The sequence below is a fragment of the Gilliamella sp. BG2 genome (assembly GCF_046635645.1).
GTDB lineage: Bacteria > Pseudomonadota > Gammaproteobacteria > Enterobacterales > Orbaceae > Gilliamella > Gilliamella bombi.
Genome location: NZ_JBIDFF010000002.1, coordinates 95,089 through 117,612 on the forward strand (window position 1 = coordinate 95,089; position 22,524 = coordinate 117,612).

The 22,524-nt window shown below is 34.0% G+C and carries 25 protein-coding genes, 1 pseudogene and 1 riboswitch; of the genes and pseudogenes, 15 read left to right on the forward strand and 11 right to left on the reverse strand.

The window, feature by feature from the left end; genetic code table 11:
* Positions 1–149 precede the first annotated feature (149 nt).
* The gene (gene proP, locus ACGH6Q_RS01475) at positions 150–1,655 is read right to left on the reverse strand and encodes a glycine betaine/L-proline transporter ProP (protein WP_065559897.1); all 1,506 of its coding nucleotides are present in this window, start codon (positions 1,653–1,655) and stop codon (positions 150–152) included.
* A 346-nt stretch (positions 1,656–2,001) separates the two neighbouring features.
* Positions 2,002–2,883 (reverse strand): DMT family transporter, encoded by an 882-nt coding sequence (locus tag ACGH6Q_RS01480; protein ID WP_065589261.1) that lies wholly within the window; start codon positions 2,881–2,883, stop codon positions 2,002–2,004.
* Positions 2,884–3,094: 211 nt separating this feature from the next.
* Here ACGH6Q_RS01480 and ACGH6Q_RS01485 point away from each other — a divergent pair, with 211 nt between their 5' ends.
* Positions 3,095–3,952: a neutral zinc metallopeptidase gene (locus ACGH6Q_RS01485; RefSeq protein WP_065589262.1), complete on the forward strand. Its 858-nt coding sequence runs from the start codon at positions 3,095–3,097 to the stop codon at positions 3,950–3,952.
* Positions 3,953–3,961: 9 nt separating this feature from the next.
* Positions 3,962–4,741 carry a 5'/3'-nucleotidase SurE gene (gene surE, locus ACGH6Q_RS01490; RefSeq protein WP_411591557.1) on the forward strand — a complete coding sequence of 260 codons (780 nt, stop codon included), beginning with the start codon at positions 3,962–3,964 and terminating at the stop codon, positions 4,739–4,741.
* 103 nt (positions 4,742–4,844) lie between these two features.
* Here the strand turns inward: surE and ACGH6Q_RS01495 are convergent, their stop codons facing one another.
* Positions 4,845–6,053, reverse strand: a complete 1,209-nt coding sequence (locus ACGH6Q_RS01495; RefSeq protein WP_411591560.1) for an MFS transporter — start codon at positions 6,051–6,053, stop codon at positions 4,845–4,847.
* A gap of 280 nt (positions 6,054–6,333) precedes the next feature.
* Complete coding sequence (locus tag ACGH6Q_RS01500) at positions 6,334–7,428, reverse strand: hypothetical protein (RefSeq protein WP_411591561.1); 1,095 nt, start codon at positions 7,426–7,428, stop codon at positions 6,334–6,336.
* A 216-nt stretch (positions 7,429–7,644) separates the two neighbouring features.
* On the opposite strand from ACGH6Q_RS01500, the gene ACGH6Q_RS01505 reads away from it, so the two are divergent.
* The 4 genes and pseudogenes from ACGH6Q_RS01505 to ACGH6Q_RS01520 all read left to right on the forward strand — a co-directional run bounded on the left by ACGH6Q_RS01505 (position 7,645) and on the right by ACGH6Q_RS01520 (position 9,055).
* Positions 7,645–7,926 (forward strand): transposase, encoded by a 282-nt coding sequence (locus tag ACGH6Q_RS01505; protein ID WP_411591563.1) that lies wholly within the window; start codon positions 7,645–7,647, stop codon positions 7,924–7,926.
* 11 nt (positions 7,927–7,937) lie between these two features.
* A pseudogene (locus tag ACGH6Q_RS01510) lies at positions 7,938–8,282 on the forward strand (hypothetical protein); the annotation flags it as partial.
* Positions 8,283–8,371: 89 nt separating this feature from the next.
* Positions 8,372–8,449: a hypothetical protein gene (locus tag ACGH6Q_RS01515; protein ID WP_363319045.1), complete on the forward strand. Its 78-nt coding sequence runs from the start codon at positions 8,372–8,374 to the stop codon at positions 8,447–8,449.
* Between the two features lie 174 nt (positions 8,450–8,623).
* Entirely contained in the window at positions 8,624–9,055 is a 432-nt protein-coding gene (locus ACGH6Q_RS01520; RefSeq protein WP_411591564.1) for an integrase core domain-containing protein, read from the forward strand.
* Positions 9,056–9,162: 107 nt separating this feature from the next.
* On the opposite strand, the gene ACGH6Q_RS01525 is transcribed toward ACGH6Q_RS01520, so the two are convergent.
* The 6 genes from ACGH6Q_RS01525 to coaA form a co-directional block, all read right to left on the reverse strand.
* Complete coding sequence (locus ACGH6Q_RS01525; protein ID WP_411591566.1) at positions 9,163–10,782, reverse strand: hypothetical protein; 1,620 nt, start codon at positions 10,780–10,782, stop codon at positions 9,163–9,165.
* A gap of 315 nt (positions 10,783–11,097) precedes the next feature.
* A complete protein-coding gene (locus ACGH6Q_RS01530) occupies positions 11,098–11,778 on the reverse strand; it encodes a 7-cyano-7-deazaguanine/7-aminomethyl-7-deazaguanine transporter (protein WP_411591567.1) in 681 nt (226 codons plus the stop codon).
* Between the two features lie 47 nt (positions 11,779–11,825).
* The gene (queC, locus tag ACGH6Q_RS01535; RefSeq protein WP_411591568.1) at positions 11,826–12,482 is read right to left on the reverse strand and encodes a 7-cyano-7-deazaguanine synthase QueC; all 657 of its coding nucleotides are present in this window, start codon (positions 12,480–12,482) and stop codon (positions 11,826–11,828) included.
* A gap of 26 nt (positions 12,483–12,508) precedes the next feature.
* Positions 12,509–12,982, reverse strand: coding sequence for a preQ(1) synthase (gene queF / locus ACGH6Q_RS01540; RefSeq protein WP_411591570.1), 474 nt, complete (start codon positions 12,980–12,982; stop codon positions 12,509–12,511).
* A 3-nt stretch (positions 12,983–12,985) separates the two neighbouring features.
* A riboswitch (PreQ1 riboswitch) is annotated at positions 12,986–13,030 on the reverse strand.
* A 165-nt stretch (positions 13,031–13,195) separates the two neighbouring features.
* Positions 13,196–13,645 (reverse strand): DUF1090 domain-containing protein, encoded by a 450-nt coding sequence (locus ACGH6Q_RS01545; protein WP_411591572.1) that lies wholly within the window; start codon positions 13,643–13,645, stop codon positions 13,196–13,198.
* A 17-nt stretch (positions 13,646–13,662) separates the two neighbouring features.
* Positions 13,663–14,598 (reverse strand): type I pantothenate kinase, encoded by a 936-nt coding sequence (gene coaA, locus ACGH6Q_RS01550; protein ID WP_411591573.1) that lies wholly within the window; start codon positions 14,596–14,598, stop codon positions 13,663–13,665.
* 170 nt (positions 14,599–14,768) lie between these two features.
* On the opposite strand from coaA, the gene yihI reads away from it, so the two are divergent.
* From yihI to ACGH6Q_RS01565, 3 genes are all read left to right on the forward strand, one after another.
* Positions 14,769–15,269, forward strand: coding sequence for a Der GTPase-activating protein YihI (gene yihI, locus ACGH6Q_RS01555; protein ID WP_411591576.1), 501 nt, complete (start codon positions 14,769–14,771; stop codon positions 15,267–15,269).
* A gap of 326 nt (positions 15,270–15,595) precedes the next feature.
* Positions 15,596–16,966, forward strand: coding sequence for an oxygen-independent coproporphyrinogen III oxidase (gene hemN, locus ACGH6Q_RS01560; protein ID WP_174799457.1), 1,371 nt, complete (start codon positions 15,596–15,598; stop codon positions 16,964–16,966).
* Between the two features lie 198 nt (positions 16,967–17,164).
* Entirely contained in the window at positions 17,165–17,974 is an 810-nt protein-coding gene (locus ACGH6Q_RS01565; RefSeq protein WP_411591577.1) for a hypothetical protein, read from the forward strand.
* Between the two features lie 110 nt (positions 17,975–18,084).
* Here the strand turns inward: ACGH6Q_RS01565 and rsmC are convergent, their stop codons facing one another.
* Positions 18,085–19,125 (reverse strand): 16S rRNA (guanine(1207)-N(2))-methyltransferase RsmC, encoded by a 1,041-nt coding sequence (rsmC, locus tag ACGH6Q_RS01570; RefSeq protein ID WP_411591579.1) that lies wholly within the window; start codon positions 19,123–19,125, stop codon positions 18,085–18,087.
* Positions 19,126–19,213: 88 nt separating this feature from the next.
* Between rsmC and ACGH6Q_RS01575 the strand changes: the two genes are divergently transcribed.
* The 6 genes from ACGH6Q_RS01575 (at position 19,214) to cyaY (ending at position 22,503) form a co-directional block, all read left to right on the forward strand.
* Positions 19,214–19,621 carry a DNA polymerase III subunit psi gene (locus ACGH6Q_RS01575; protein WP_085165670.1) on the forward strand — a complete coding sequence of 136 codons (408 nt, stop codon included), beginning with the start codon at positions 19,214–19,216 and terminating at the stop codon, positions 19,619–19,621.
* Positions 19,590–20,051, forward strand: coding sequence for a ribosomal protein S18-alanine N-acetyltransferase (gene rimI, locus ACGH6Q_RS01580; protein ID WP_085165672.1), 462 nt, complete (start codon positions 19,590–19,592; stop codon positions 20,049–20,051). The genes ACGH6Q_RS01575 and rimI overlap by 32 nt, the downstream gene beginning before the upstream one ends.
* 35 nt (positions 20,052–20,086) lie before the next feature.
* On the forward strand, positions 20,087–20,707 hold the full coding sequence (locus ACGH6Q_RS01585; RefSeq protein WP_296301107.1) for a thiamine diphosphokinase: 621 nt from the start codon (positions 20,087–20,089) through the stop codon (positions 20,705–20,707).
* Positions 20,708–20,796: 89 nt separating this feature from the next.
* A complete protein-coding gene (locus ACGH6Q_RS01590) occupies positions 20,797–21,579 on the forward strand; it encodes a hypothetical protein (RefSeq protein ID WP_174799456.1) in 783 nt (260 codons plus the stop codon).
* Entirely contained in the window at positions 21,580–22,092 is a 513-nt protein-coding gene (locus ACGH6Q_RS01595; protein WP_174799455.1) for a surface-adhesin E family protein, read from the forward strand.
* A gap of 99 nt (positions 22,093–22,191) precedes the next feature.
* Positions 22,192–22,503, forward strand: a complete 312-nt coding sequence (gene cyaY / locus ACGH6Q_RS01600; RefSeq protein ID WP_034912502.1) for an iron donor protein CyaY — start codon at positions 22,192–22,194, stop codon at positions 22,501–22,503.
* Positions 22,504–22,524 lie beyond the last annotated feature (21 nt).

Consider the following 22,524-nt stretch of genomic DNA (forward strand, 5'->3'; position numbering starts at 1 on the left):
TTATTAATAAAAAAAGGGTTGGCAGTGTTTTAGCTATTTCTATGATGTGTCAATTTTATCGTTAAAAAATACTTATGTATCGTTTTGATTTTATTAAATTTGGGTTTTGTATGTTAAACAAAATATACAAAACCCAAAAAATAAAAAAATCAATCTAACTTAGGATGTTGATCGACTAAATTCTGACGCTGTTGTTGTAATGTTTCGATCTGCTGTTCTATATCTTCGACTCTTTGTTCTATTGAGTCAAAGTGATCTGATAATATTTCTTTTGCCTCTGACCTGTCTGATGCTGCAGGCGTTGCGCCGCGGAGTGGACGGTTTGCGGTTTCTTTCATTTTTATGCCTGTAAGTAAACCCACTAATGCTACAACCATTAAATAATAAGCTGGCATGTATAAATTATTACTTTCTTCAACCAACCAAGCCGCCACTGTTGGAGTAGCACCAGCAACTAATACCGAGATATTAAATGATATAGCTAGAGCACTGTAACGAATACTAGTCGGAAAGATAGCCGGTAAAATTGAGGCCATAACACCAGTAAAACAGTTAAGTAATACAGCTAAAATCAATAATCCTAAAAAGATAAGACCTATAATATCGCTATTGATCATAACAAATGACGGATAAGCAAGAATTAATAAACCTAAGCTTCCCCCAATAATGAACGGTCTGCGACCTATTTTATCGCTAATAAAACCAATTAATGGTTGAACAAATAACATACCTATCATGATAGCAATAATAATTAGTACGCCATGATCTGTATCGTAATTTAAGTTATGAGATAAATAACTAGGCATATAGGTAAGCAACATATAATAAGTCACATTAGTAACAATCACCAACCCTACACAGACTAATAGGCTTTTCCAATATTTGATAATAATCTGTTTGAAAGTCATTTTAGGTTGATTAGTAATATGATCGCGAACATTTTGATCCATCAAATCGGTATGCTGTTGAAATGCCGGTGTTTCATCTAGCGCATGACGTAAGTAAAGCCCAATTAGTCCTAGCGGTAAAGCGAATAAAAATGGAATTCTCCAGCCCCAATCATGAAATGCAACTTTGCCAAGAATACTAGATAAAAGCACGACTAAACCTGCTCCAACTAAAAAACCAGCAATCGAACCAAAATCTAACCAACTCCCCATAAAACCACGTTTGCGATCTGGCGAATATTCGGCAACAAATATAGCCGCACCAGAATATTCACCCCCTATTGAAAATCCTTGCGCAAATTTAGCTAGCAATAATAATATTGGTGCAGCAATACCAATCGAGGCATAAGAAGGAATTAAACCAATACAAAAAGTGCTTAACGACATAATAATGATGGTTATTGATAATACTTTTTGGCGTCCAAATTTATCACCAAGGATCCCAAACACTAAACCGCCTAACGGCCGAACTAAAAATGGTACGGAAAACGTGGCGAGTGCAGCAACCATTTGCACACTAGGGGATGCATCAGGGAAAAATACTTGCCCTAAAACATAGGCTAAAAAGCCATATACACCAAAATCAAACCACTCCATCGCATTACCAAGTGCTGCTGCGGTAATGGCTTTTTTTAACTTGCTATCATCAATTATAGTAATATCGTTGATGTTTAATGGTTTATTTTGGGACTGTCTTATTTTTTTCATAAAATACCGCCTGTTTACATACAAATAATAAAAGGAATGATGCAACAAGGTAAACGGTTACCTTTTAATACACAAAGAACAATACTTTTTAGATTACACTTTGAAAAAGTGTTTATCAGTTAATTAAAATTGAAGCAAAATACAGCAAAGATAAAAAAAGAGGATAATAAAAAAGCAAAAACTAATGTTTTATTGTTTGTTTTAATTTCTACTAAATAACAACAAAACAATTCCTTTTTGTGAAAATTGAGTGCTAATTATAGCAAAATAACCTCATTTTGTAAAATTTTCTTGATTTCTAAGTCAAAACTAAAGCTATTTTAAAAACGATTGTTTGTACTATTAACTATTTCCGTGAACAAAAATAGATCCCAATAACTATTAGTACTATCGACACAATATGAAAATACGCAACTGGCGTATGTAAAAATAGAATACTGAAAATTCCTGCTGACAAAGGGATAATATGAGTATAGATTTGCCCACGTGTTGCGCCAATATCCATAATACCTTTATTCCAAAATAAATAAGATAACCAAGACGCAAAAATAGCAATATATAATAAGCCAAGCAAAAAACTTGTTGAGGTATAATGCGCTAGGTTGGAAACTGGGTAAAAATAAAAATACACTAACGCAACAGGAAGTAACATGACCGAACCTAACACGGCACTAACAGTCACAAAAGCATTGCCAGATATAGATTTATCTTTTAACCGTATAAATGCACTATAACAAGCCCAGCTCATTGCTGATGCCATTGCCCACAAATCCCCTTTATTAATATTACTCAACTCACTTAAATTGGTTAAATTTCCTTGTAAAATCAAATAAATAACGCCAATTGTACTAAATAGCACGCCTAAAATATTATTTTTTGAAATCGTATCATTAAATAACAATTTATTCATAACCAACACCATACATGGTGTTGCAGAAAGGTAAATTGATGCATTAAGCGATGAGGTATATTGCAATCCAACATAAAGTGTTAATGGAAATAAAATCTGCCCGAAAATGGCTAACAAACAAATGGGACCAATTGATTTTCTAATTTTGGATAAGTCATTACGAACTTGACGTTGATATAAACACAATAATAACAGCGCAGTAATAACCCAACGACCTTCGGATATTACCATAGGATCAGCTTGAGTAACTAAAACACGTCCAACAACGTAATTACCCCCCCAAAAACAAGCCGCCAAAGTAAGAAATAAATATGGCATAACAATACCCAAACATTAATATGAAAATATACTGGTATGAATTCTATTATATACCTAAAAAAAGCAAGAAATAACCAAATTTACAAACAAATACTTTACCTATTTTTATACAGTTAATTGGTTCAATTTATAACAACGCTAATAACTTAATCTAGAATACTTATTTGTTATCCATTAAAATAATTAAACTAAAACTGACAAGGTAATTCCTATGCGCTGGAGAGACCAACGAGAGAGCGATAACATTGAAGATCGTCGCTCACAATCAGGAAGTGAAATAGGAACAAGACTTCCAATTGGTGGTAAAGGTAAGATTGTTTTATTTATTGTAGTGTTAATTGCTGGCTATTATGGTGTTGATTTAACTGGCTTGCTAGATTCAACACTAATTGATACGAACAGTACCGAACAAAATACTAATCAATATTCAATTGATGATGAAGATGCCGTCAAATTTACGTCTATCATTTTAGCAAGTACTGAAGATTATTGGCATCAAGAATTTCAACGTTTAGGTAAAACCTATACTCCCCCTAAGTTAGTACTTTATAAAGGCTCTACAAGAACATCTTGTGGCACTGGTCAAACCTTTATGGGACCATTTTATTGTAGTATTGACAAAACTGTCTATCTAGATATGTCTTTCTATCAAGAGATGAAACAGCGACTTGGTGGTGGTGGCGACTTTGCTCAAGGTTATGTAATTGCGCATGAAGTTGGTCATCATGTACAAAATTTGCTGGGCACATTTAGCCACGTTGAGCAATTAAAACAAGGTCAGTCCACAATCACAAATAACCAATTGTCGGTTAAATTAGAACTCCAAGCCGATTGTTTTGCTGGCATGTGGGGCAATGCAATGCAACAGCAAAATCGGCTGGATGAAGGTGATATTGAACAAGCTTTAAACACCGCAAAAGCCATTGGTGATGATCGCTTGCAACAACAAAGTGAAGGTTATGTTGTACCTGATAGTTTTACCCATGGTACATCTAAGCAACGTTATACTTGGTTTAAACGTGGGTTTGATAGTGGTGCAATTAACGAATGTAATACATTTGCTCAATAAGGAAATAATATGTTAGAAAAGTTAGTTAATCGCGTTTTACTAGTCAATGATGATGGCTTTGATGCACCAGGTATTAAACTATTGCAAGAAGTGGCAAAAAAGATAGCTCACGAGGTTTGGGTAGTTGCACCAGCCATAGATCAAAGTGGAGTATCTTGTTCAGTGAGCTTAAAAACGCCATTTAGAGTTGTTCAACGTGGAAAACAAGAATTTGCCGTTTATGGCACTCCTGCCGATTGCTCACTATTTGCAATTAAATATTTGATGGCTAACAACCTACCCAATCTAGTACTATCTGGAATTAATAATGGCTCAAATGTAGGATTTGAAACAGTGTTATCTGGCACTGTTGGTGCGGCAATGATGGCTATGACTTTGGGCATTCCTGCAATTGCATTGAGTCAATTAACCAGTGAAGATAACCAGCCAACTGACTGGAGTTGTGCTAAACATCACGCTCAAACAGTTATTGCTAAATTACTTTCGTTACCATCTGCGCAAAATATTTGTTTTAACGTTAATTTTCCTGCATGTACAGCACAACAAATTAAAGGTTTGAAAATAACAAAACAAGGCAATAGCGATGTAAGTCGTTTTATGGTGATACCAACACAAGATCCCGAAGGCAATGATTACTTTTGGTTTAGAGCAAAACGCAATTTACAAATACTTGATGACAATAAAGAACTTGATGCCGCTAATGCCAACTTTATTGCCATTACGCCATTGGGTTATGAAAGGACCGATTATGCCTTTTATGAAAAACTGTTAAACACATCTAATCTTTAATTGTTTCAGTAATTTGTCTTCCTAACTATTAAGAAGACAAATTACACTTAATTATTTATTTACTATTGATTTTGTTATTAATTATCTAACTATTCATCTACTTTCAGCCCACGTTAGTTTTTACATCTTTCACCAACGTACAGAATAACAATGATATCGCAACCATTACTAACGCAATCCAATAGATAACCTCATGTCCATAGGCTTCTGATACAAATCCTTGCAACATTCCAGCTATAATTATGCTGAAAATAACACCATTATTAAATAAAGTAGAAGCCACTCCCATTCGGGTAGGCAATAAATCCTGAAAATAGATAATACCAATGTTAGCTACAATACCAATAAATAGAGCATTAAAGAGCTGTAATGCTAATAAGGCATATTTACCAGTACAAAAAATCATACCAAGATAAAAAATCAAACCGCAAACAATCGCAATAAAAAACAGATTTCGTTTACCTAAATGGGGTACTAAATATCCAGCGATGAGCATAACTGGAATTTCGATACCAGCAGCAAGCCCCATCAATACACCCGGCAATGAATCTGAAAGATGTAATACAACATCAACATAAATTGGCATATCAATAATATACATCATATTTGCTGTCCACATAAATACCGTAGATAGCAATAAACAAAGCACATTTGTATTCTTCCAAAGTGGTTGATTTGCTGCTTGTAACTCTGCTTCGTTATTTAGTTGTGAGGTAGGATTTTTTTCAACCGAAGGTAAAAAAATAGCAACAAACAGCATCGCGACCATAAACATGCACATGCCCGTTAAATACATTGCCGTAAAACCAAAATTAATAGCTAAGCCAAAAGAAATTGGTGGGCCAAATACCCAAGCAAGCGAAAGTTGAGCTCGAATAAGTGAATTAAATGCCACAACATTACGCCCAGTTTTAACGGCATATTCGCGTGCTAAAGCAAAAATTTGTGGCATAGCAGCAGACGATAACGCAGCAAACAAAACACCCAGCGTGATTAACACCAAATAGTGACGTGTAAACGCAAAAGTAATGCTATTAGCAATGCCCATTAAACAGCAAAATATAACAATATAACGCCTATCGCCTTTTTTATCGGAATATTTAGCCAATAAAAAGCTACCCACAATACTTGCTAAAGCATTAACAGAAAAAAAAAGTCCAACTAGCCGTGAATTAACATTAACTTCAAAAGTTAAAAATCGACTTAAAGTAGGAGATTGTAAAGCACCAGCAATACCAACAATAAAAGTTGTGACTAGAAATGCGACAAAAATAGTGCTTTGCTTTTGGCGAAACGAAGATACATTAGCCATAATAATACACAATAGATGAATTTACGTTAATTATATACATAAAATCGGCATAAACGTAACAAAATTAAGGCTAAAATAAAGTTGATTAATTTTTTGCTGATTTATTACGGATAATAATCAACATTTAACTACTTATTGGCGAACCATAAATTTGCAAGGCTCGCAAGCTTTGCCTGCTAAAAGCCCCAACTTGCGCGGGGGCTTTATTCTTATCTATATTGTCCTCTCAGGCACCATAAGACCTTCTGCTCCCTAAGGATTAAGAACTAAACGCTAAAAGCTAAGGTGCGGTGCAAAGGCCATAGCGGGTGTCGCGGGCACTGCCGCTGTAGGCGCTGCCGCCGCTCGAGTAGACATAGAACTGGTCGCTACCTGTAGCGTCGCTCGTCCAGTAGAAGGTGGAGGCGAAGCCCGCAGCGTAGCCGACCGTGATGCCCCACTCCGTGAAAAAGCCAGCGCCTATGTGACGCTGGTAATTATTACCTGATGAGCTAGGTGTGGCACCTACTGCGCCTTGACACCAACTTCCTGAACTCCAACCAGAACAAACTGCATTGGTTAAATCTCTTACCCGTGGCATTCGATAACCCAAACTATTACACCATGCTAAATGGTCACTATAAGTTTTCAATTGAAAACCACGATTGACGAACCACTGCCTTAATACAAATCCATATTTTACTACCTCAACGCCATATATATCTCTACCCACTAACTCAAACGTTTGCGGTAACTTTGGTACAGCAATTCGGCTAGGATTTGGATTATTCCATTGATTGCTTGCCTCTGGACCTGTTAACTTAACACCTACTACCCACTCTTTACAACCCTCATAAGAATTCCAACTGTCACAAACTACATCATTTGTCACTGTTGCTGTAATTCCCTCATGCGTGACCGGTTCCCATGTCAAGTCTCTCACATCTATTGCTGCTATAAGTAAATTAAAATATAAATTATGCGCACCTGTAGTCGGAAAATTTAGGCTGTATGACTCAGGATTGATTGATTGTACTAAAAAGCCCTTATCAGGATTCCATATGTCAGCTGGGCCTGCAAATTTTCCCGTACCATCACGTAGATATGGCCTTGCATAATCAATAACTGCAACTATCGTTGAAGGTAAAATTATCGCATCACTACGATTATCCGCTCGAGCTATTTTACCATTCAATGCCTGTAAATTCGATGAAGATGACAATAATAACAATGCTAATACTAGCAAAGCTGTTTTAGGTGATTTGAGCGATAATTTCGAAGATATAAATAAGTTTTGTGTAAAAACTCGTCGAATAGGATTATTTGATAAATTTAAGACATAGGTTTGCCAGTGCCTTGTGCCTAAAATGGTACTGCATTTTGTTCCACCAGTCAAGTAATATTTTGTTTTATTTGGATTTTTTATAACTACTCGCTTATTTAATAAGCTTGTCTTTCTAAAGCGATTAAAGTATAGCCGTTTAAGAAATAGTTGGCTAGTTTTTTGGCGGACTTTTTTGTAAAGAAATGTAAAGATGAAAACTGATCCTCGCCAAAAAAGTGGACAAAAGTCGCCTCTATGATATAAACAAAATCATAGAAGACAAATATCATGGTCAAAAAATTTAGTATCGAATTTAAACAACAATCAGTGGATTATGCGTTATCTAATGCACACCTTTCTATCAGCAAACTTGCCAACCATCTAGGTGTGGGTAAATCAACCCTAGATAAATGGATTAGGCAACTTTCCCCGAATAAAACCAGCCGTCGGGAGTTAACCGCTGAGCAACAGCGGATTATGGCGTTAGAAAAAGAGATTAAAGAACTGAAAATGGCTAATGATATACTAAAAAAGGCGCATGTGCATATCATCAACAATCCAAGTCGGTGAAGTACACTTATATGAAAAATCATTTAACCAGCTATCCGGTTACTAGGATATGCTCATTACTTTGTGTCAGTTCATCAGGTTATTATGCTTGGTTAAAAAGAGCAAACAAATCCGCCAAACTCAGCGAGTATATCCAAAAACAGTATTGGCAACATAAAGCCCGTTTGGGTGCACCAAGCCTGCTTCATGATGTTAGGGATACAGGCTATTTAGTGTGTAATACATTAAAGCAAACTTTGTTTCGGCGTCACTTTCCTAAAAATGTCTTCATTCATAGTGACCAAAGAATTCAATATTCCAGTGCTGATTTCAAGCAATTATTGTTACAATATGAACTAAGGCAAAGCATGAGTCGAAGAGGAAACTGCTTTGATAATGCTGTTGTTGAAAGTTTTTTCATACACTCAAACCCCATATTATTCATTGTTGTTACTATAAAACGAGGATGCAGGCTAATAAAGCACTATTTGAATATATTGAAATCTATTATAATCGTATTCGTCGTCATTCAGCCAAAGGCTAGATATCGCCGCAGCAATATGAATAGCAATTTTACCAAAACAATAAAATGATAGCGGTGGGCACTGTCTAATATTTTTGCAAAGATCAATTATTACTTTGATAAAAGAAGTATCTAAGAAAAATGTTCAGCATAGAATGAATCGAAATACTAACTAGAGGCAAAGATTAACGCAATGTGAACTTGAGAACATTCAATGTGATAGAGGACTTTAATCGTGAGGCGCTAGGCATTGATATTGCAGTCAGTTTACCGGCAGAAAGAATTACCCGTTACTTAGATAAACTGGCCGAATATCATGGATATCCATTAAAAATACGGGTCGATAATGGACCAGAATTTACAGGAAAAACCTTTATAAACTGGGCTAAATCACATGATATAGTCATTGATTATATAAAGCCCGGTAGCCCTTATCAAAATGGCTATATTGAACGATTTAATCGTACCTATCGTACTGAAGTACTCGATTTATATCTTTTTAACAACTTAGCACAAGCAAGGAGAATAACCGAAGAATGGCTAACGATTTATAACACCGAAAGACCACATGAGGCGTTAAATAACATGACACTGCTCGAATATAAAACATTAAAACAAGCAGCTTAATTTTCTACGTGAGTTGTGTACTAAGTTTGGGGGATTTACAGTTCTTTGGTTGATTATTCTCTATTTACATATAAACTTCCCACAGTTCAAGGATTAAGAACTAAACACTAAGGTACGGTGCAAACAGCATAGCCACCTCCAGAGGTGCCCCACTGATCCACATAACCATTACGGTGAATATATAAGTGAGTTGTATTTGATACCGCATCATTTGTCCAAATATCACCACGACCAAAACCTGCCACATCACCGTAATAGGATACATCACTCCATTCACTTAAAAATCCTGCCCCTATTTGACGTTGGTAATATAAACTACCGGACGACGGCGTGGAGCCATCTATGTCGCTTATACATGGAAAATAAGCATCATTCACACCACATTTCGCATTGCTTAAATCTCTTATCTTCGAAAAACGATAACCCAAACTACTACACCAAGTTGCTTGCTCAGGAACAGTAGTATATTTCTCTCCCCGATGGACAAACCACTGCTTTAGCTCAAATCCATATTTAACAACCACACCACTGCTATTCTTCCCTTCCAACACAAATAGTTGCGGCAAAGATGGCACAGTAAGTCGACTAGGATTACTTGATTGTATTTGGATATTATTCGCCCTAGGGCCATTTAACGTTACTCGCGTTACGTTTTTGGATTTATTTGTAATCCAATCATCATATGTAGTAATGCCCGTGCACCATCGGCATGGAATGGTGAATGAGTCTGAACGGGGTTTTACCCAATTCACTGTTGCTGTTATCTCTCCTTGAGTTTCTGAAGACCAGGTCAACTGACTTGCATCTACCCCACCTATATCCAAATCAAAATATAATCCATCAGCCCCCGTAGTAGGAAAATTAAGGTTATAAGAAGATGGATTAATTGACTGTGTTAAAAAACCTTTAGTAGGATCCCATATACTAGATGGCCCCGCAAAGCGAGGATTATCTCCAGCAAAATTAGTACCACCAAATATCAAACGAGGGCTTACATAGCAAACTTTAGGCTGCTGTGAATTTGGGTTGATATAATATGACACCGTATTTCCGTTTAAAGTACTTCTATTTGGCACACCATACTTTGTTTCTAAAGTAGCATCCGTACTACTTAATGTTATCCTATAAGGTGCATTACAAATATCTAATATATCACTGCGACTAACGGCATTACTATTTTTATCAGTAAACGATACTGATATATTCCCTGTCGCAGTGACACTATTAGCTCCCTGTCCATCTCCATCATCATCTCCCCAATTACCTTGTGTTACCAAGCTACTTATACTCACAGAGTCGGTTGATGGTGGAACTATCATTTCAATATTAGCAAGCGTATCACCTGCATTAGGTAAATGAATTGGCGTCATCGCTGAGTTATTATTTTGTGGAGTGAAAACTTGACCGTCCGATAACTTAATACTTATTAAATCATCAGTTGTAGTTAATTTAGTGACGCCACCATCAAGCGTCAAATACGGCGCAGAGCCGTTAATAACCTGTGAGGTCCGAGCTAACAACGCCTGCGAACTCACTGAATATGGCAATAACAACAATGGTGCAAAAACTATGGCTAATTTGGATAACAAGTTGGAAATCGACGGCAATCTTGGCGATTTCGCTAGATTTGATAATAAAAAGCAAAATGGAGTTTGTTTTTGATTACGGTAAAACTTAAATAGATTTAAGGTATAGCACTGCCAATGCCTGTTATTATTATAGCACACAATATCTAACCTCCTGTTAATTTGTGTTTTATTTTTATAGTTGTTTATTTTTTAATGAGCTGCGTTTTGCCATAAAATAATCAAAATTATAGCTAACTAAATACTAAAGCGCCAGTTTTTGGCAAAATTTTCTAAAAACCTAGCACAGAATGCAGAATGAAGCCTTCAGCAGCCCGACGCAGAATAAAAGGCTATATTGACCTTTGAGTGTTGTGAAATATTAGTGTATTTTTCAATATTAAACATAAAACTCATCAAAAAAATAAATGAGTTTATGTTTATTTAGGTGAGTAACTAAAATTTAGATTTTAATGATTAATTGTTTTTAGGCATTGCAACTAACTTTTTTAGGATAAAATTGAGAATGACACCATAAAGTGGCAAAAAGAATAATCCGCAAATTAGAATTTTAAAACTATAGTCCATTAACGAAATTTCGATCCAATGATTTGCCATAAATTCATCGTTACTTTGATAAAATGCGATAGCAAAAAAGACAATAGTATCAATACCATTACCAAATATTGCCGATGCTGTTGGGGCAACCCACCATGATCTGTTTTTTCTTAAATAGTTAAAAACAGTAATATCCATTAGTTGACCAACTAAATAAGCGGCAAAACTTGCCAATGCAATTCGAAATACGAAGCTATTAAATTCCGTCAATGCTGATAATCCAACCCAATGGGTTTCAAAAAATAGTACCGAAATCAGGTATGAAAATAACAATGCAGGAATCATTACAACAAAAATGATTTTTCTGGCTAAACTAGCCCCATAAATTCGAATAGTCAGATCGGTAGTTAAAAAGATAAACGGAAAAGTGAATGCCCCCCAAGTTGTTTGAAAACCAAAAATTTCGAATGGAATTTGGACTAAATAATTGCTTGAAGCAATAACCAATATGTGAAAAAAAGCCAACCAGTAAAGCGCTTTTTGCTTTTGTTTACGGGTAAAACTTTTTTCTATCGATTCTGAATGAACATTTAAGTACATCTTTTTTCCTTTTTAATGGGGGTGAGAGAACCCAATGATGAATGAATTTATTTAGCTTGAGCCATATATTCTTGTAGGCCCTTATTGCGCAATAAACAACTTGGACACTTACCACATCCCCCTTCAACACCGTAATAACAGGTATGGGTATGTTTTTGGACATAATCAAGATAACCTAGTTTATCAGCCATTTCCCACGTTTGCGCTTTTGTCAAATACATCAGTGGCGTGATGAGATTAAACGCATAGTCCATAGCTAAATTCATTGATACATTCATTGATTTAATAAAGACATCACGGCAATCTGGATAACCACTAAAATCGGTTTCACAAACTCCAATAATAATGTCAGAAATTCCTTGTTGCTTAGCATGACAGCCAGCCAAAAGTAAAAAAAGCATATTACGCCCATCAACGAAGGTATTAGGGTAATCGCCATCTTGAGCGGCTTTAATTTCTTGAGCGTCATCAATCAACGCATTATTTGTAGTTTGTTTGATAACTGATGTATCAATGACAGTTTGCTCAATACCAAGATCATCTGCGATCCATTTGGCTTTTTCAAGCTCTATTGCGTGGCGTTGACCATAGCGAAAACTGATTGCCTGAACGTTTTCACGTCCATAATCAGCAATGGCTTGCAGTAAGCAAGTGGTTGAGTCTTGCCCACCAGAAAATATAACTAGTGCTTTACGAATTTGCATTAATGTTCCTGTTAAGATAGATTAAATTAGCGATTATCCACTTTTTCTGGATACATGTCGTGATTAGCTAATCGGTTAGCCGCAACTTGTTCCCAATGAGTACTCAATTTGCCATAATTGGCATAAGGATCAATCGAAATGCCGCCGCGAGGTGTAAATTTTCCCCAGACTTCGATATATTTAGGATCCATTAATTTAATTAGATCTTTCATAATGATATTAATGCAATCTTCGTGGTAATCGCCATGATTCCGAAAGCTGAACAGATAGAGTTTTAATGATTTACTTTCGACCATTTTAATATTCGGTACGTACGAAATATAAATTGTCGCAAAATCAGGTTGCCCTGTGATAGGACAAAGGCTAGTAAATTCTGGGCAATTAAATTTAACAAAATAATCGTTATTCGGGTGTTTATTATCGAACGTTTCAAGTATTTCAGGACAATAGGTTGTTGGATAGCGAACAGACTGATCGCCTAGTAGTGTAATTTTACTCATTATTTTTCCTTAGTTTTTTAGCGTGGGAGGTTCACGAACCACGTAACAAGGCGCACACCATACTCTTTTTGCTTTAAAAAGTCTAGTATGACAATAGATTTATAAAAAATGTAAAACTAACACCGTCAACAATAACTATTGATGGTGTTAATAATAAAATATCGTTGAAGAGCAAATAAATCAAGAATCGGGAAATACTCTGCCTGATATCGTTTATTTCGCTCCCAATTCTTTATAAAAATCAGATAATTTAGTTTTAGCTTTATTAAGTTCTTTTTCAGCATCAGCTAATTTTGTTTGTTGTTTGACAATTTTCTGTTCATTATCTTTATCTTTCGCTTTTGATTTTGATTTTGCTTGTTCTAATTCTTTAGTTCTTTCAGCCACTTTATTTGATTTTTCGTTAATCTCTTTTTTATATTTGGCTTCTAAATCATCATTTGAACAATGCTTATTTAAGTTACGTAATGATTTTTCAAGCCCTTGGATTTGATGAGAATTATTATTTTTTTTAGCATAATCAATCTGTTTTTCAATAGCCTGTTTTTTGCTTTCACACGTAAGTCCCTTTAGTTGTTCATTTGAAGCATAAGCACCAAATGATAATGAGATAGCTAATGTAATGACACTCAATTTACTTATTAACCGAATTACTGATTTCATATAAATTTTCCTTAAGTTTATTTTCTTAATTGGACACAATCAACTTTATGATCTCTACCTTTAGTTAGAATAAGATTCGCTCGTTCTTTTGTAGGTAAAATATTTTCAACTAAATTTAATTCATTAATTTCTCGCCAAATACGATTGGCAATATTTGTAGCTTCATGTTCTGAAAGTTTTGAGTAATGATTAAAATAAGAGTTAGGATCGCTAAATGCACCCTCCCTAAATTTTAAAAACCGATTTACATACCAGTCATGTAATAATGACACATCAGCATCAACATAAATTGAAAAATCAACATAATCCGAAACAAAAACACGATTATTCGCTTGTGGATAATTCAGCGTACTTTGCAGTACATTCAAACCTTCAAGAATCAAAATGTCAGGACTATCAATAACGATTTCTTCATCTTCGACAATATCATAAACTAAATGAGAATAAACGGGTGCTTTAACTTGTGCCTGCCCTGATTTTATATCAGCAACAAAATTAAGTAATTTTTTTATATCGTAAGACTGAGGAAACCCTTTTTTATTCATTATTCCACGTTCTTCAAGGCATCTATTTGGATATAAAAAACCATCGGTTGTTACCAAAGCTACTTTGCGATGTTCAGGCCAACGGGTTAATAATGCTTGTAGCACTCTGGCGGTAGTGCTTTTACCTACAGCAACACTGCCTGCAATGCCAATAATGTAAGGTGTCTTTTGACTTTTACCTAAGAATTTAGATAAGACAGCTTGCCGATTAAAATTATTGCTGATGTAATAATTAAGTAATCTAGATAAAGGTAAATAAATTTCACTCACTTCATCCATGGATAAATCTTCATTAATACCTTGTAACGAAACTAATTCATCTGCAGTTAAAGTCATTGGTACAGTATTACGTAAGCTAGCCCATTCTTGACGATTAAATTTCAGATAAGGGCTTAAGTGATTTTTCATTTTATATTGTTCTCTAATTCGATCTAACAAATTTATTTGACTCAGATTATACATAAATTTCTTTTTTTACAATCTTAAATTAGCATGACGTCATCATCATAGCTATATTTTGGACTTACTGATAAAATACGTTTGTAAAATGATTAACCCTAATATTAGACAGAGATTTTATGTTAAAAAATAAATCAAAACAGAAAGCTAAAAAAAGCCGTCAAGAGATTAATGAAGAATCTCGGGAACTGAAGCGTAAACGCAAACACAAAGGTTTACCAAGTGGCTATCGCTTTAATAAGCTAGATAATAATAAAAATAAAAATTCGACAAAAACAACCAAAGATCCAAGAGTGGGTAGCAAAAAACCTATTTCTTTAATTGTTGAAGATTCTAACAATATAGAAAAACCTGTTAAACAATCTAAACCAATTAAAACGATTTTATCGCCACAACAAGAATTAGAACAGTTAGAGAACGATCCAAAATTAGATATGTTACTTGATCTAGTCGAGCAAAATGTCAAACTCACTAAAGATCAACAAATTTATCTTGATAGAAAATTGAATCGTATCGATGAACTGATGCAAAAGCTTGGTTATACTGATGAAGACTTTGATGATTTTGAAGAATTATACGAAAAGAAAGAAGATATTGTTAGTTTATTAAAACGAAACTAATGATAGTAAAATATAATCGGCAATCGTGATAGTGTGTGTCTTGATATCAGTAGGAATATAATCTATTGGATTATATTCCTACTGATAATTTAAGCTTAGAATCCATTATTTTTATTCAGTCAATTAATAATTAACAGTGAGCAAATCATAGTGCCAATATTAATTATGTTAAGTTTATATTTTGGGTTGTTGATTTGCACATTGTTATATTTAAATAAAACTAATCGAATCAAAATTAAAACCAAAATCAAGAACCAACAAAAAGCAATAGTAAAAATTCATAAAAATAACAACACTAAAGATAGACATAAGTGGAAGTAAAAAGCATGACTGATACGCAATTATGGGATCAAGCGATAATTGAAAAATATAATTATTCTGGCCCAAGATATACCTCTTACCCTACTGCACTTGAATTTAACGAAAAATTTAATGAGCAGGAATTTTTATCGGCAGCAACTCGTTATCCTACAAAGCCGTTGTCGCTTTATGTACATATTCCGTTTTGTCATAAGCTTTGTTATTTTTGTGGTTGTAATAAACTTATTACTCGCCAAACACAAAAAGTTACCAAATACCTTGATATTTTAGATATTGAAATTGCCGAACGTGCAAAATTATTTAAACATCGCACGGTAACACAAATGCACTGGGGTGGTGGTACACCAACTTTTTTAAACGATGCTGAAATTACTCGATTGATTACCTCGTTAAAAAAGCATTTTAATTTTGTTGCTAATGCCGAACTATCCATCGAAATTGATCCGCGTGAAATTACACCACAAACAATTGACCATTTAGCAAGTGTTGGTTTTAATAGGCTAAGTATGGGAATTCAAGATTTTAATCACGAAATCCAAAGCCTAATTAATCGCGAACAAGATGAAACATTAATACGGTCTCTTATTAATCAAGCACGTAAAAATAATTTTCACTCAATTAGTTTAGATTTAATTTATGGCCTACCAAAACAAACCATTGAAAGTTTTGCCGAAACGCTTAATAAAGTGATTGAGATTTCTCCCGATCGTTTAAGTGTATTTAATTATGCCCACTTACCAAGCCGTTTTGCTGCCCAACGAAAAATTAAAGATGATGATTTGCCTAATGCCAATCAAAAATTGCAGATCCTACAAACTAGCATTAAAAAGTTAACCGAAGCTGGTTATCACTTTATCGGTATGGATCATTTTGCTAAGCCCTCTGATGAATTAGCTATTGCTCAACAAGAAAATAAATTGCATCGTAATTTTCAGGGGTATACAACTCAAGGCGATGCTGATTTACTTGGACTTGGTGTGTCGGCCATTAGTATGTTAGGTGATAGTTATGCGCAAAATCAGAAAGATATAAAAATCTATCAAACTCAGGTTGAGCAAAAAGGACATGGATTATGGAAAGGATTCACCTTAAATCGTGACGATAAAATTCGTCGTGATGTGATAAAACAGCTTATCTGCCATTTTCATTTAGATAAAAATGTCATTGAACAGCAATACCAAATTCAATTTGATGATTATTTTTCCGAAGATTTAAAATTACTAGCTCCATTGCAAAAAGATGGATTAGTGACAATCAATAACAATATAATCGAAGTCCAACCTAAAGGACATTTATTGATACGCAATATTTGTATGTGCTTTGATATTTATATGCGAAAAATGGCAAGGCAGCAGCAGTTTTCTAGGGTTATTTAATTTGAAGTCGTTTGTCAAATTGCCGTAAACAATATGAGTAATTCCTACAAAGTAAATATTATGATAATATTTATTCTAATTTAATAAAAAATAATAAATAAATTATTTATTTTATTGTGATTAAAGGTTAGCTTTTAAATTCACAATTTTAGCCTTAGACATGAAATTTTTATTTTTAATAAGGAGTATATTGATAAAATGGCATTGATGAATAAATTAGTAGAAGTATTTCCAACTCGCCCTTTAAAAGTCATGAATTTAAAGCAAGAAGGCTCAATGCATCAAATAAGAAGATTACTTGCAGCAATAATTCTCTTTGCGTTAGCTTTATTTATGGCCATAAGAAATTATCCTGGATTAATTGATGATTATAAAATATCACAGAATCCTGTTGTGGTTGACTATGATGTAGAAGGAACATGTCGTGCAAGACGTATGGTTGATAACTGTTCAGTGAAAATTACTACTGATACAGGACAAGTTATTAAGCGTGATTATACTTTCATTGGGGGGGAAAAAGGAAATTATCAAGTTGTAACTGTAGCTTCGGCCGATGATCCATCACTAGTAACAATCAATTTAGCTATTGATAATATGCGGACTGTATTTGTGGCTACTACTGGTCTTATTCTTTTGTTGTTGTTGGTTACATGGATGAGTTTAGGATGTTTCTTAAGAACACATAAAATGATAAAAGTTATCAAGGAAATTAACGGGCAAAAATTAACACCTGTTATTGTACCAGTTAAACTAGTCTCTTATGGTAAAATAATAACTGCCTTATATCGTGCAAGCAATGCACAAGGAATAAATGCTAAATATGCAGCCAATTTTAATAAAGACTCAAACGGTGGACCAATCATTATAGGTGATAAGATTAGAAATAAATGTAATGTGTTGGCCGTAGTTGGAGAAAGCAACTCTGTTCCTATTCTTCTTGACCAAGAATTTATGCGCTGTGATTTTACCTATAATGAAATCCAGGCATTAAAAGAAGCTCTCTCTTAATCCAGATATGATATCAAGAATAGTGAAGTCAGTTTGTTTTTAAATATTTAAATTTTATACCTAGGGCGATAACATCGCCCTATTTTTTTAAACAAAATAAACAGCACTTATTAATGGCTTGCTAGATAAACCTTAAATTTCGTCGTTTGGGCAATCACTTCAACGCTTTTGAATGTTTCATCTAAAATGGTTTGATACGGTAAAAATGAATTTGCCACAATGCACAAATAACCATTTAATTTTAGGTGTTTTTTTGCTTCTTTGATTAACGTATTAACGGCCGTGTAATTAGTCTGTTTACCATCATGAAAAGGTGGATTCGAAACAATAAGATGATATTTATCATTTAGATTTGAAAAAACGTCACTCGCTACAACTGTGGCATTAACATGATTACGGTTTAACGTGGCTTTACTTGATTCAATTGCTGCACAGCTTACATCAGATAACGTTAGTGCTATATCAGGATTTAATTTACCTAGCACCGTGGACAAAATGCCCGAACCACATCCCACATCTAATACATTACCTTTAATAATATCAGTACGATCCATCAATGCATTTAACAATAATTCACTACCAGCATCTAACCCTTTTTGGCTAAAAACACCAGGTAAGCTTTTTATTTCAATATTCTGATTTTCAATAGTTAAATGATAACTTAACCACCATTCATCAAGATTAAATACTAAACGGCTATCTGCCTGAAAATGATATAAACCACAACGTCTTGCGCTATCGATTTTTTGAATTGTACCAAAATCATTCAATAAAGCTTCCACGCTTTTTACACCTGTTTTATTTTCACCTATGATAAAAATATCACTACCTTTTGGCATATTATGCAATAAATAAGAAAGCTGAAATTGTGCTTCGCTTTTAGTTTTTGGCCAATAGTAAATCAGTGTATTCATTCCTACGTAAAAATCCGCTTCTGGCAATAATGAAAAATAGGTGTGATTGCCTCGTGCACTAGCTTTTAGACGTAAATAAGTATGAAATTGTGTGCAATGAATCTTAACTTGATTTGCCGACATAATAGATGGATAACTATCCTGAATATCACCAGCTATCAGCACATTTTTATCGTTAAAAAATATTTGGTGACGCTCAAGTACTTGACTTGCTGGGGTAAAAGCAGATGTTGCCATATTTCCTCAATGAAAAACCTTTATAAATTGATGCATTGATTATACAATTAACTATCTTTAATCTCTAATAAAAAACAGTAAGTCAATAATGACACTACAAGATTGGTATCTAAAACAGTGCAACATAACTCAATACGTTTTGAGGAATGCTAATGTTTTCAAAGGTGAAATAGCGACACAAATAAGTGAAGAAATTAGATTGATTGTAGTTGCAGAACAAAAACCAACACAAAAAATCTATTATGATATTTTAAATGCTATCCATCTAACTGAAAAACAAGTATTGTTTTTAACGCCACAACAATTAATTATTCCTGCTGATGAAATTAATACAGTAATTTGGTTTATTGATATTACCTTGGATGAGTCTTGGATTAACCCATTAACTATTCAAACAACCAGTTTAAATCAGCTTGCAAAAGCACCACAACAAAAACGCCTACTATGGCAACAATTATGTCAATATGAAAACTATTTCCATCCTCACCGAACATGATTTAAAAAAAGCTTTTGAATTAGAAAAGATTTGCCATGCAATTCCTTGGTCAAAACAAACATTCTTTTCAAACCAAGGTGAACGTTATCTCAATTTTAAAATAACGATTAATAACCAAATAGTTGGGTTTTGTATTTGCCAACATGTAGCAGATGAAGCAAATTTATTTAACATTGCAATACATCCCGATTTCAGAAAGCAAGGACTAGCAAGAGAGCTGCTCAATCATTTAATAGATGCGTTAATAACGATAAAATCGCCCTATCCAATCTCAACCCTTTGGCTTGAAGTCAGACAATCAAATACGGCAGCACTTAAGCTTTATCACACGCTGGGATTTAACCAAATAACGATTAGAAAAAATTATTACCCAACAACTAATGGTAAACAAGAAGACGCTATTATCATGGCATATACTTTGGCTTTATGATTTACCAATAAAATGAGCAAAAGGAAAAAAGTGTAATGTCACAAAATAGAGCTTTACTTTTTATTAATGGCGAGCCACCACAACATGACTTTCAACATTTGGATAATTATACTTATATTGCTTGCACAGATGGGGCTTATCATAATTATCTGTCGACTTTGTCAATCGAACCAAACTTTATTATTGGCGATTTAGATAGCTATAATCCTAACAAAGCAATTCCACCTAAAACTAAAATTATTCATACACCTGACCAAAATAAAACTGATTTTGAAAAAGCAATTTTGTTTTTAGCAGGTAAAGGGGTGAAAGCATTTGATGTTTATGGTGCTAGTGGTCATGCTAGCGATCACTTTTTGGGGAATATTTCTGTTGCAATAAGATATTATCATCAGTATCAAATTACCTTTTATGATAATTATTGTCATTTCTTTTTTGCAAAACATCATCAAGAAATAACCAATGTAAAAGATCATATTATTTCACTAATGCCATTTTCGAAAGTAACTGGTGTAACCATTACAGGCTTTCAATACCCCTTAATTGATGCCACATTATCGCTAGGAGGAGTTGTGAGTTTAAGAAACAAAGCGATTAGTGATTTGATTAAAATATCCTTTAAAAACGGTGATTTAATGGTCTTCGTTGAGAATTGAAATAATGTCAATTGACATTTATATTTACATTACTTTACAATCTTCCTTTACAAAAGAAGAAATATAATTGTGGTTCAAGGAAATTCGCCATGCTTCTCAAAAAACTTTCTGTGCTAGTTTGCGCATCTTTCGTTTCTTGTGTTTTTGCCCAAACAAATAATATACAGGATGAAACAGATAAGGTAATTGATACATTTTTGCAATGTGATAATCAGTTTTTTGAACAATTATCTAAACACCAAGAGTCAATAAATCAATACGTTGATTTAGCAACCACTCCCGATAATGTAACTTATATTCCTGTTGAATCTATTCAAAAAACCGACAAAAATAAAGTTATGTTTAAAAAACCACTTAAGTATCATGATTTAGAAATTGTTGGCTATCAAAATATTTATATTTCAACTACTTTATCTGGTCAGTTTCTTTATTGGGGATTTATCTTTGATAACAAGCAAGATGAAATTAAAAGTGCTTTAAGCAATATTAATTGGTTGCATTATAGCCAAAACACTTACATAGCAAATGCTAAAATTTATGATAAAAAATCAAAATCTAAAACATGGGAAGATGATATTTATGCCATCGATGGTGTTATTCCAAGGTTTGGTACAATTAATAAAGCACTTTATCTAGAATCTTCTGCTAATAATCAAAGTAGTATTTTTTGTTCTATTCAAGGCGATTTAGAAAAAGAAACAATTCTTACGGCTCGCCCAGATCTAAAACCAATCATCGAAAAACAAGAAGCTGAACTGCAAGAGCGAATTAAAGCAAACCAAGAAAAAATGCAAAAAGAAAAAGAAAAACAACAAAATCAATCACAAACTAATCCTACAGAAGCTAACTCAAAAGATGGAGAAAAAATTTAAATGAAAAAGGTCAATTTATTTTTAATTCTCTTTTCTTTTGCAGCATTCAGCCATGCCTCAGGGGAAAAAGCTAATATTGATACGAAAGCAAATGAAAATACTGCTGTTGAAAGTTTAAAAGATCCAAGAGTAGGAGAACAATTCATTCCAACATCAAAAACTAACGACAATAATACTATTGGCTATTCATTTTTAGATAGAAAATCGATCAACCTTCACCCTTTCAACTCCAAAATTCGTGTATTTAGTGAAGTGACTAATTACAGCCCAGCATTGATACAAAAAAATGATGATGGTACAGAGACACCTTATCATTCCATAAGGATCGAATATTATGCCAATTGCGACAAAATGGAGTTAGCAAAAGGAAAGCTTAGAACAATCGAAAATAATTTTGGTGATGGAAAATTAGTCAACACAATTGAGATAGCAAACCGTTGGATAGCTATCACTCATGATAACGAGCAATATAAGCTACTTACTATTGCCTGTTCCTTACCACTCGCTAATTAGTAAATCAGTACCTACTTTTACTCTTGCCACCTTGCTGTGGCGGAGTATATTCATTTATGTTAATATCGCTCTATTATTTATTTGAATGAATATCTCTTTATGAATATCACACAATTTCATACCATTACCGAACAGTTATTCAACAAAATCGAACTATTCTTGGATAATTATGTAAATGAGCATGACATCGATCTAGATTATGAAACAAACGGCAATGTTATCACCATTAGTTTCCCCAATGGCAGTAAAATCATCATTAATACCCAAGAACCACTCTTTCAGGTATGGTTAGCCACTCAAAAACAAGGTTATCATTTTGATTACATCGATAATAATTGGATTTGTAATCGTACCGACAAGTCGTTTAATCAGATTTTTTCTGAATCTGTAAAAGAACAAGCTGAGCTATAATATATAAAAAATGGGAATTAG

Bases quoted from the DNA above. Each gene is read 5' to 3' on its own strand.
- proP (WP_065559897.1), bottom strand. From the start codon at position 1,655: ATGAAAAAAATAAGACAGTCCCAAAATAAACCATTAAACATCAACGAT.
- queF (WP_411591570.1), bottom strand. From the start codon at position 12,982: ATGAGTAAAATTACACTACTAGGCGATCAGTCTGTTCGCTATCCAACA.
- ACGH6Q_RS01575 (WP_085165670.1), top strand. From the start codon at position 19,214: ATGACACTACAAGATTGGTATCTAAAACAGTGCAACATAACTCAATAC.
- ACGH6Q_RS01485 (WP_065589262.1), top strand. From the start codon at position 3,095: ATGCGCTGGAGAGACCAACGAGAGAGCGATAACATTGAAGATCGTCGC.
- ACGH6Q_RS01595 (WP_174799455.1), top strand. From the start codon at position 21,580: ATGAAAAAGGTCAATTTATTTTTAATTCTCTTTTCTTTTGCAGCATTC.
- rimI (WP_085165672.1), top strand. From the start codon at position 19,590: ATGAAAACTATTTCCATCCTCACCGAACATGATTTAAAAAAAGCTTTT.
- ACGH6Q_RS01585 (WP_296301107.1), top strand. From the start codon at position 20,087: ATGTCACAAAATAGAGCTTTACTTTTTATTAATGGCGAGCCACCACAA.
- ACGH6Q_RS01505 (WP_411591563.1), top strand. From the start codon at position 7,645: ATGGTCAAAAAATTTAGTATCGAATTTAAACAACAATCAGTGGATTAT.
- coaA (WP_411591573.1), bottom strand. From the start codon at position 14,598: ATGAAAAATCACTTAAGCCCTTATCTGAAATTTAATCGTCAAGAATGG.
- surE (WP_411591557.1), top strand. From the start codon at position 3,962: ATGTTAGAAAAGTTAGTTAATCGCGTTTTACTAGTCAATGATGATGGC.
- rsmC (WP_411591579.1), bottom strand. From the start codon at position 19,125: ATGGCAACATCTGCTTTTACCCCAGCAAGTCAAGTACTTGAGCGTCAC.
- ACGH6Q_RS01480 (WP_065589261.1), bottom strand. From the start codon at position 2,883: ATGCCATATTTATTTCTTACTTTGGCGGCTTGTTTTTGGGGGGGTAAT.
- cyaY (WP_034912502.1), top strand. From the start codon at position 22,192: ATGAATATCACACAATTTCATACCATTACCGAACAGTTATTCAACAAA.
- ACGH6Q_RS01495 (WP_411591560.1), bottom strand. From the start codon at position 6,053: ATGGCTAATGTATCTTCGTTTCGCCAAAAGCAAAGCACTATTTTTGTC.
- ACGH6Q_RS01565 (WP_411591577.1), top strand. From the start codon at position 17,165: ATGGCATTGATGAATAAATTAGTAGAAGTATTTCCAACTCGCCCTTTA.
- ACGH6Q_RS01515 (WP_363319045.1), top strand. From the start codon at position 8,372: ATGCAGGCTAATAAAGCACTATTTGAATATATTGAAATCTATTATAAT.
- queC (WP_411591568.1), bottom strand. From the start codon at position 12,482: ATGCAAATTCGTAAAGCACTAGTTATATTTTCTGGTGGGCAAGACTCA.
- ACGH6Q_RS01530 (WP_411591567.1), bottom strand. From the start codon at position 11,778: ATGTACTTAAATGTTCATTCAGAATCGATAGAAAAAAGTTTTACCCGT.
- ACGH6Q_RS01590 (WP_174799456.1), top strand. From the start codon at position 20,797: ATGCTTCTCAAAAAACTTTCTGTGCTAGTTTGCGCATCTTTCGTTTCT.
- yihI (WP_411591576.1), top strand. From the start codon at position 14,769: ATGTTAAAAAATAAATCAAAACAGAAAGCTAAAAAAAGCCGTCAAGAG.
- hemN (WP_174799457.1), top strand. From the start codon at position 15,596: ATGACTGATACGCAATTATGGGATCAAGCGATAATTGAAAAATATAAT.
- ACGH6Q_RS01545 (WP_411591572.1), bottom strand. From the start codon at position 13,645: ATGAAATCAGTAATTCGGTTAATAAGTAAATTGAGTGTCATTACATTA.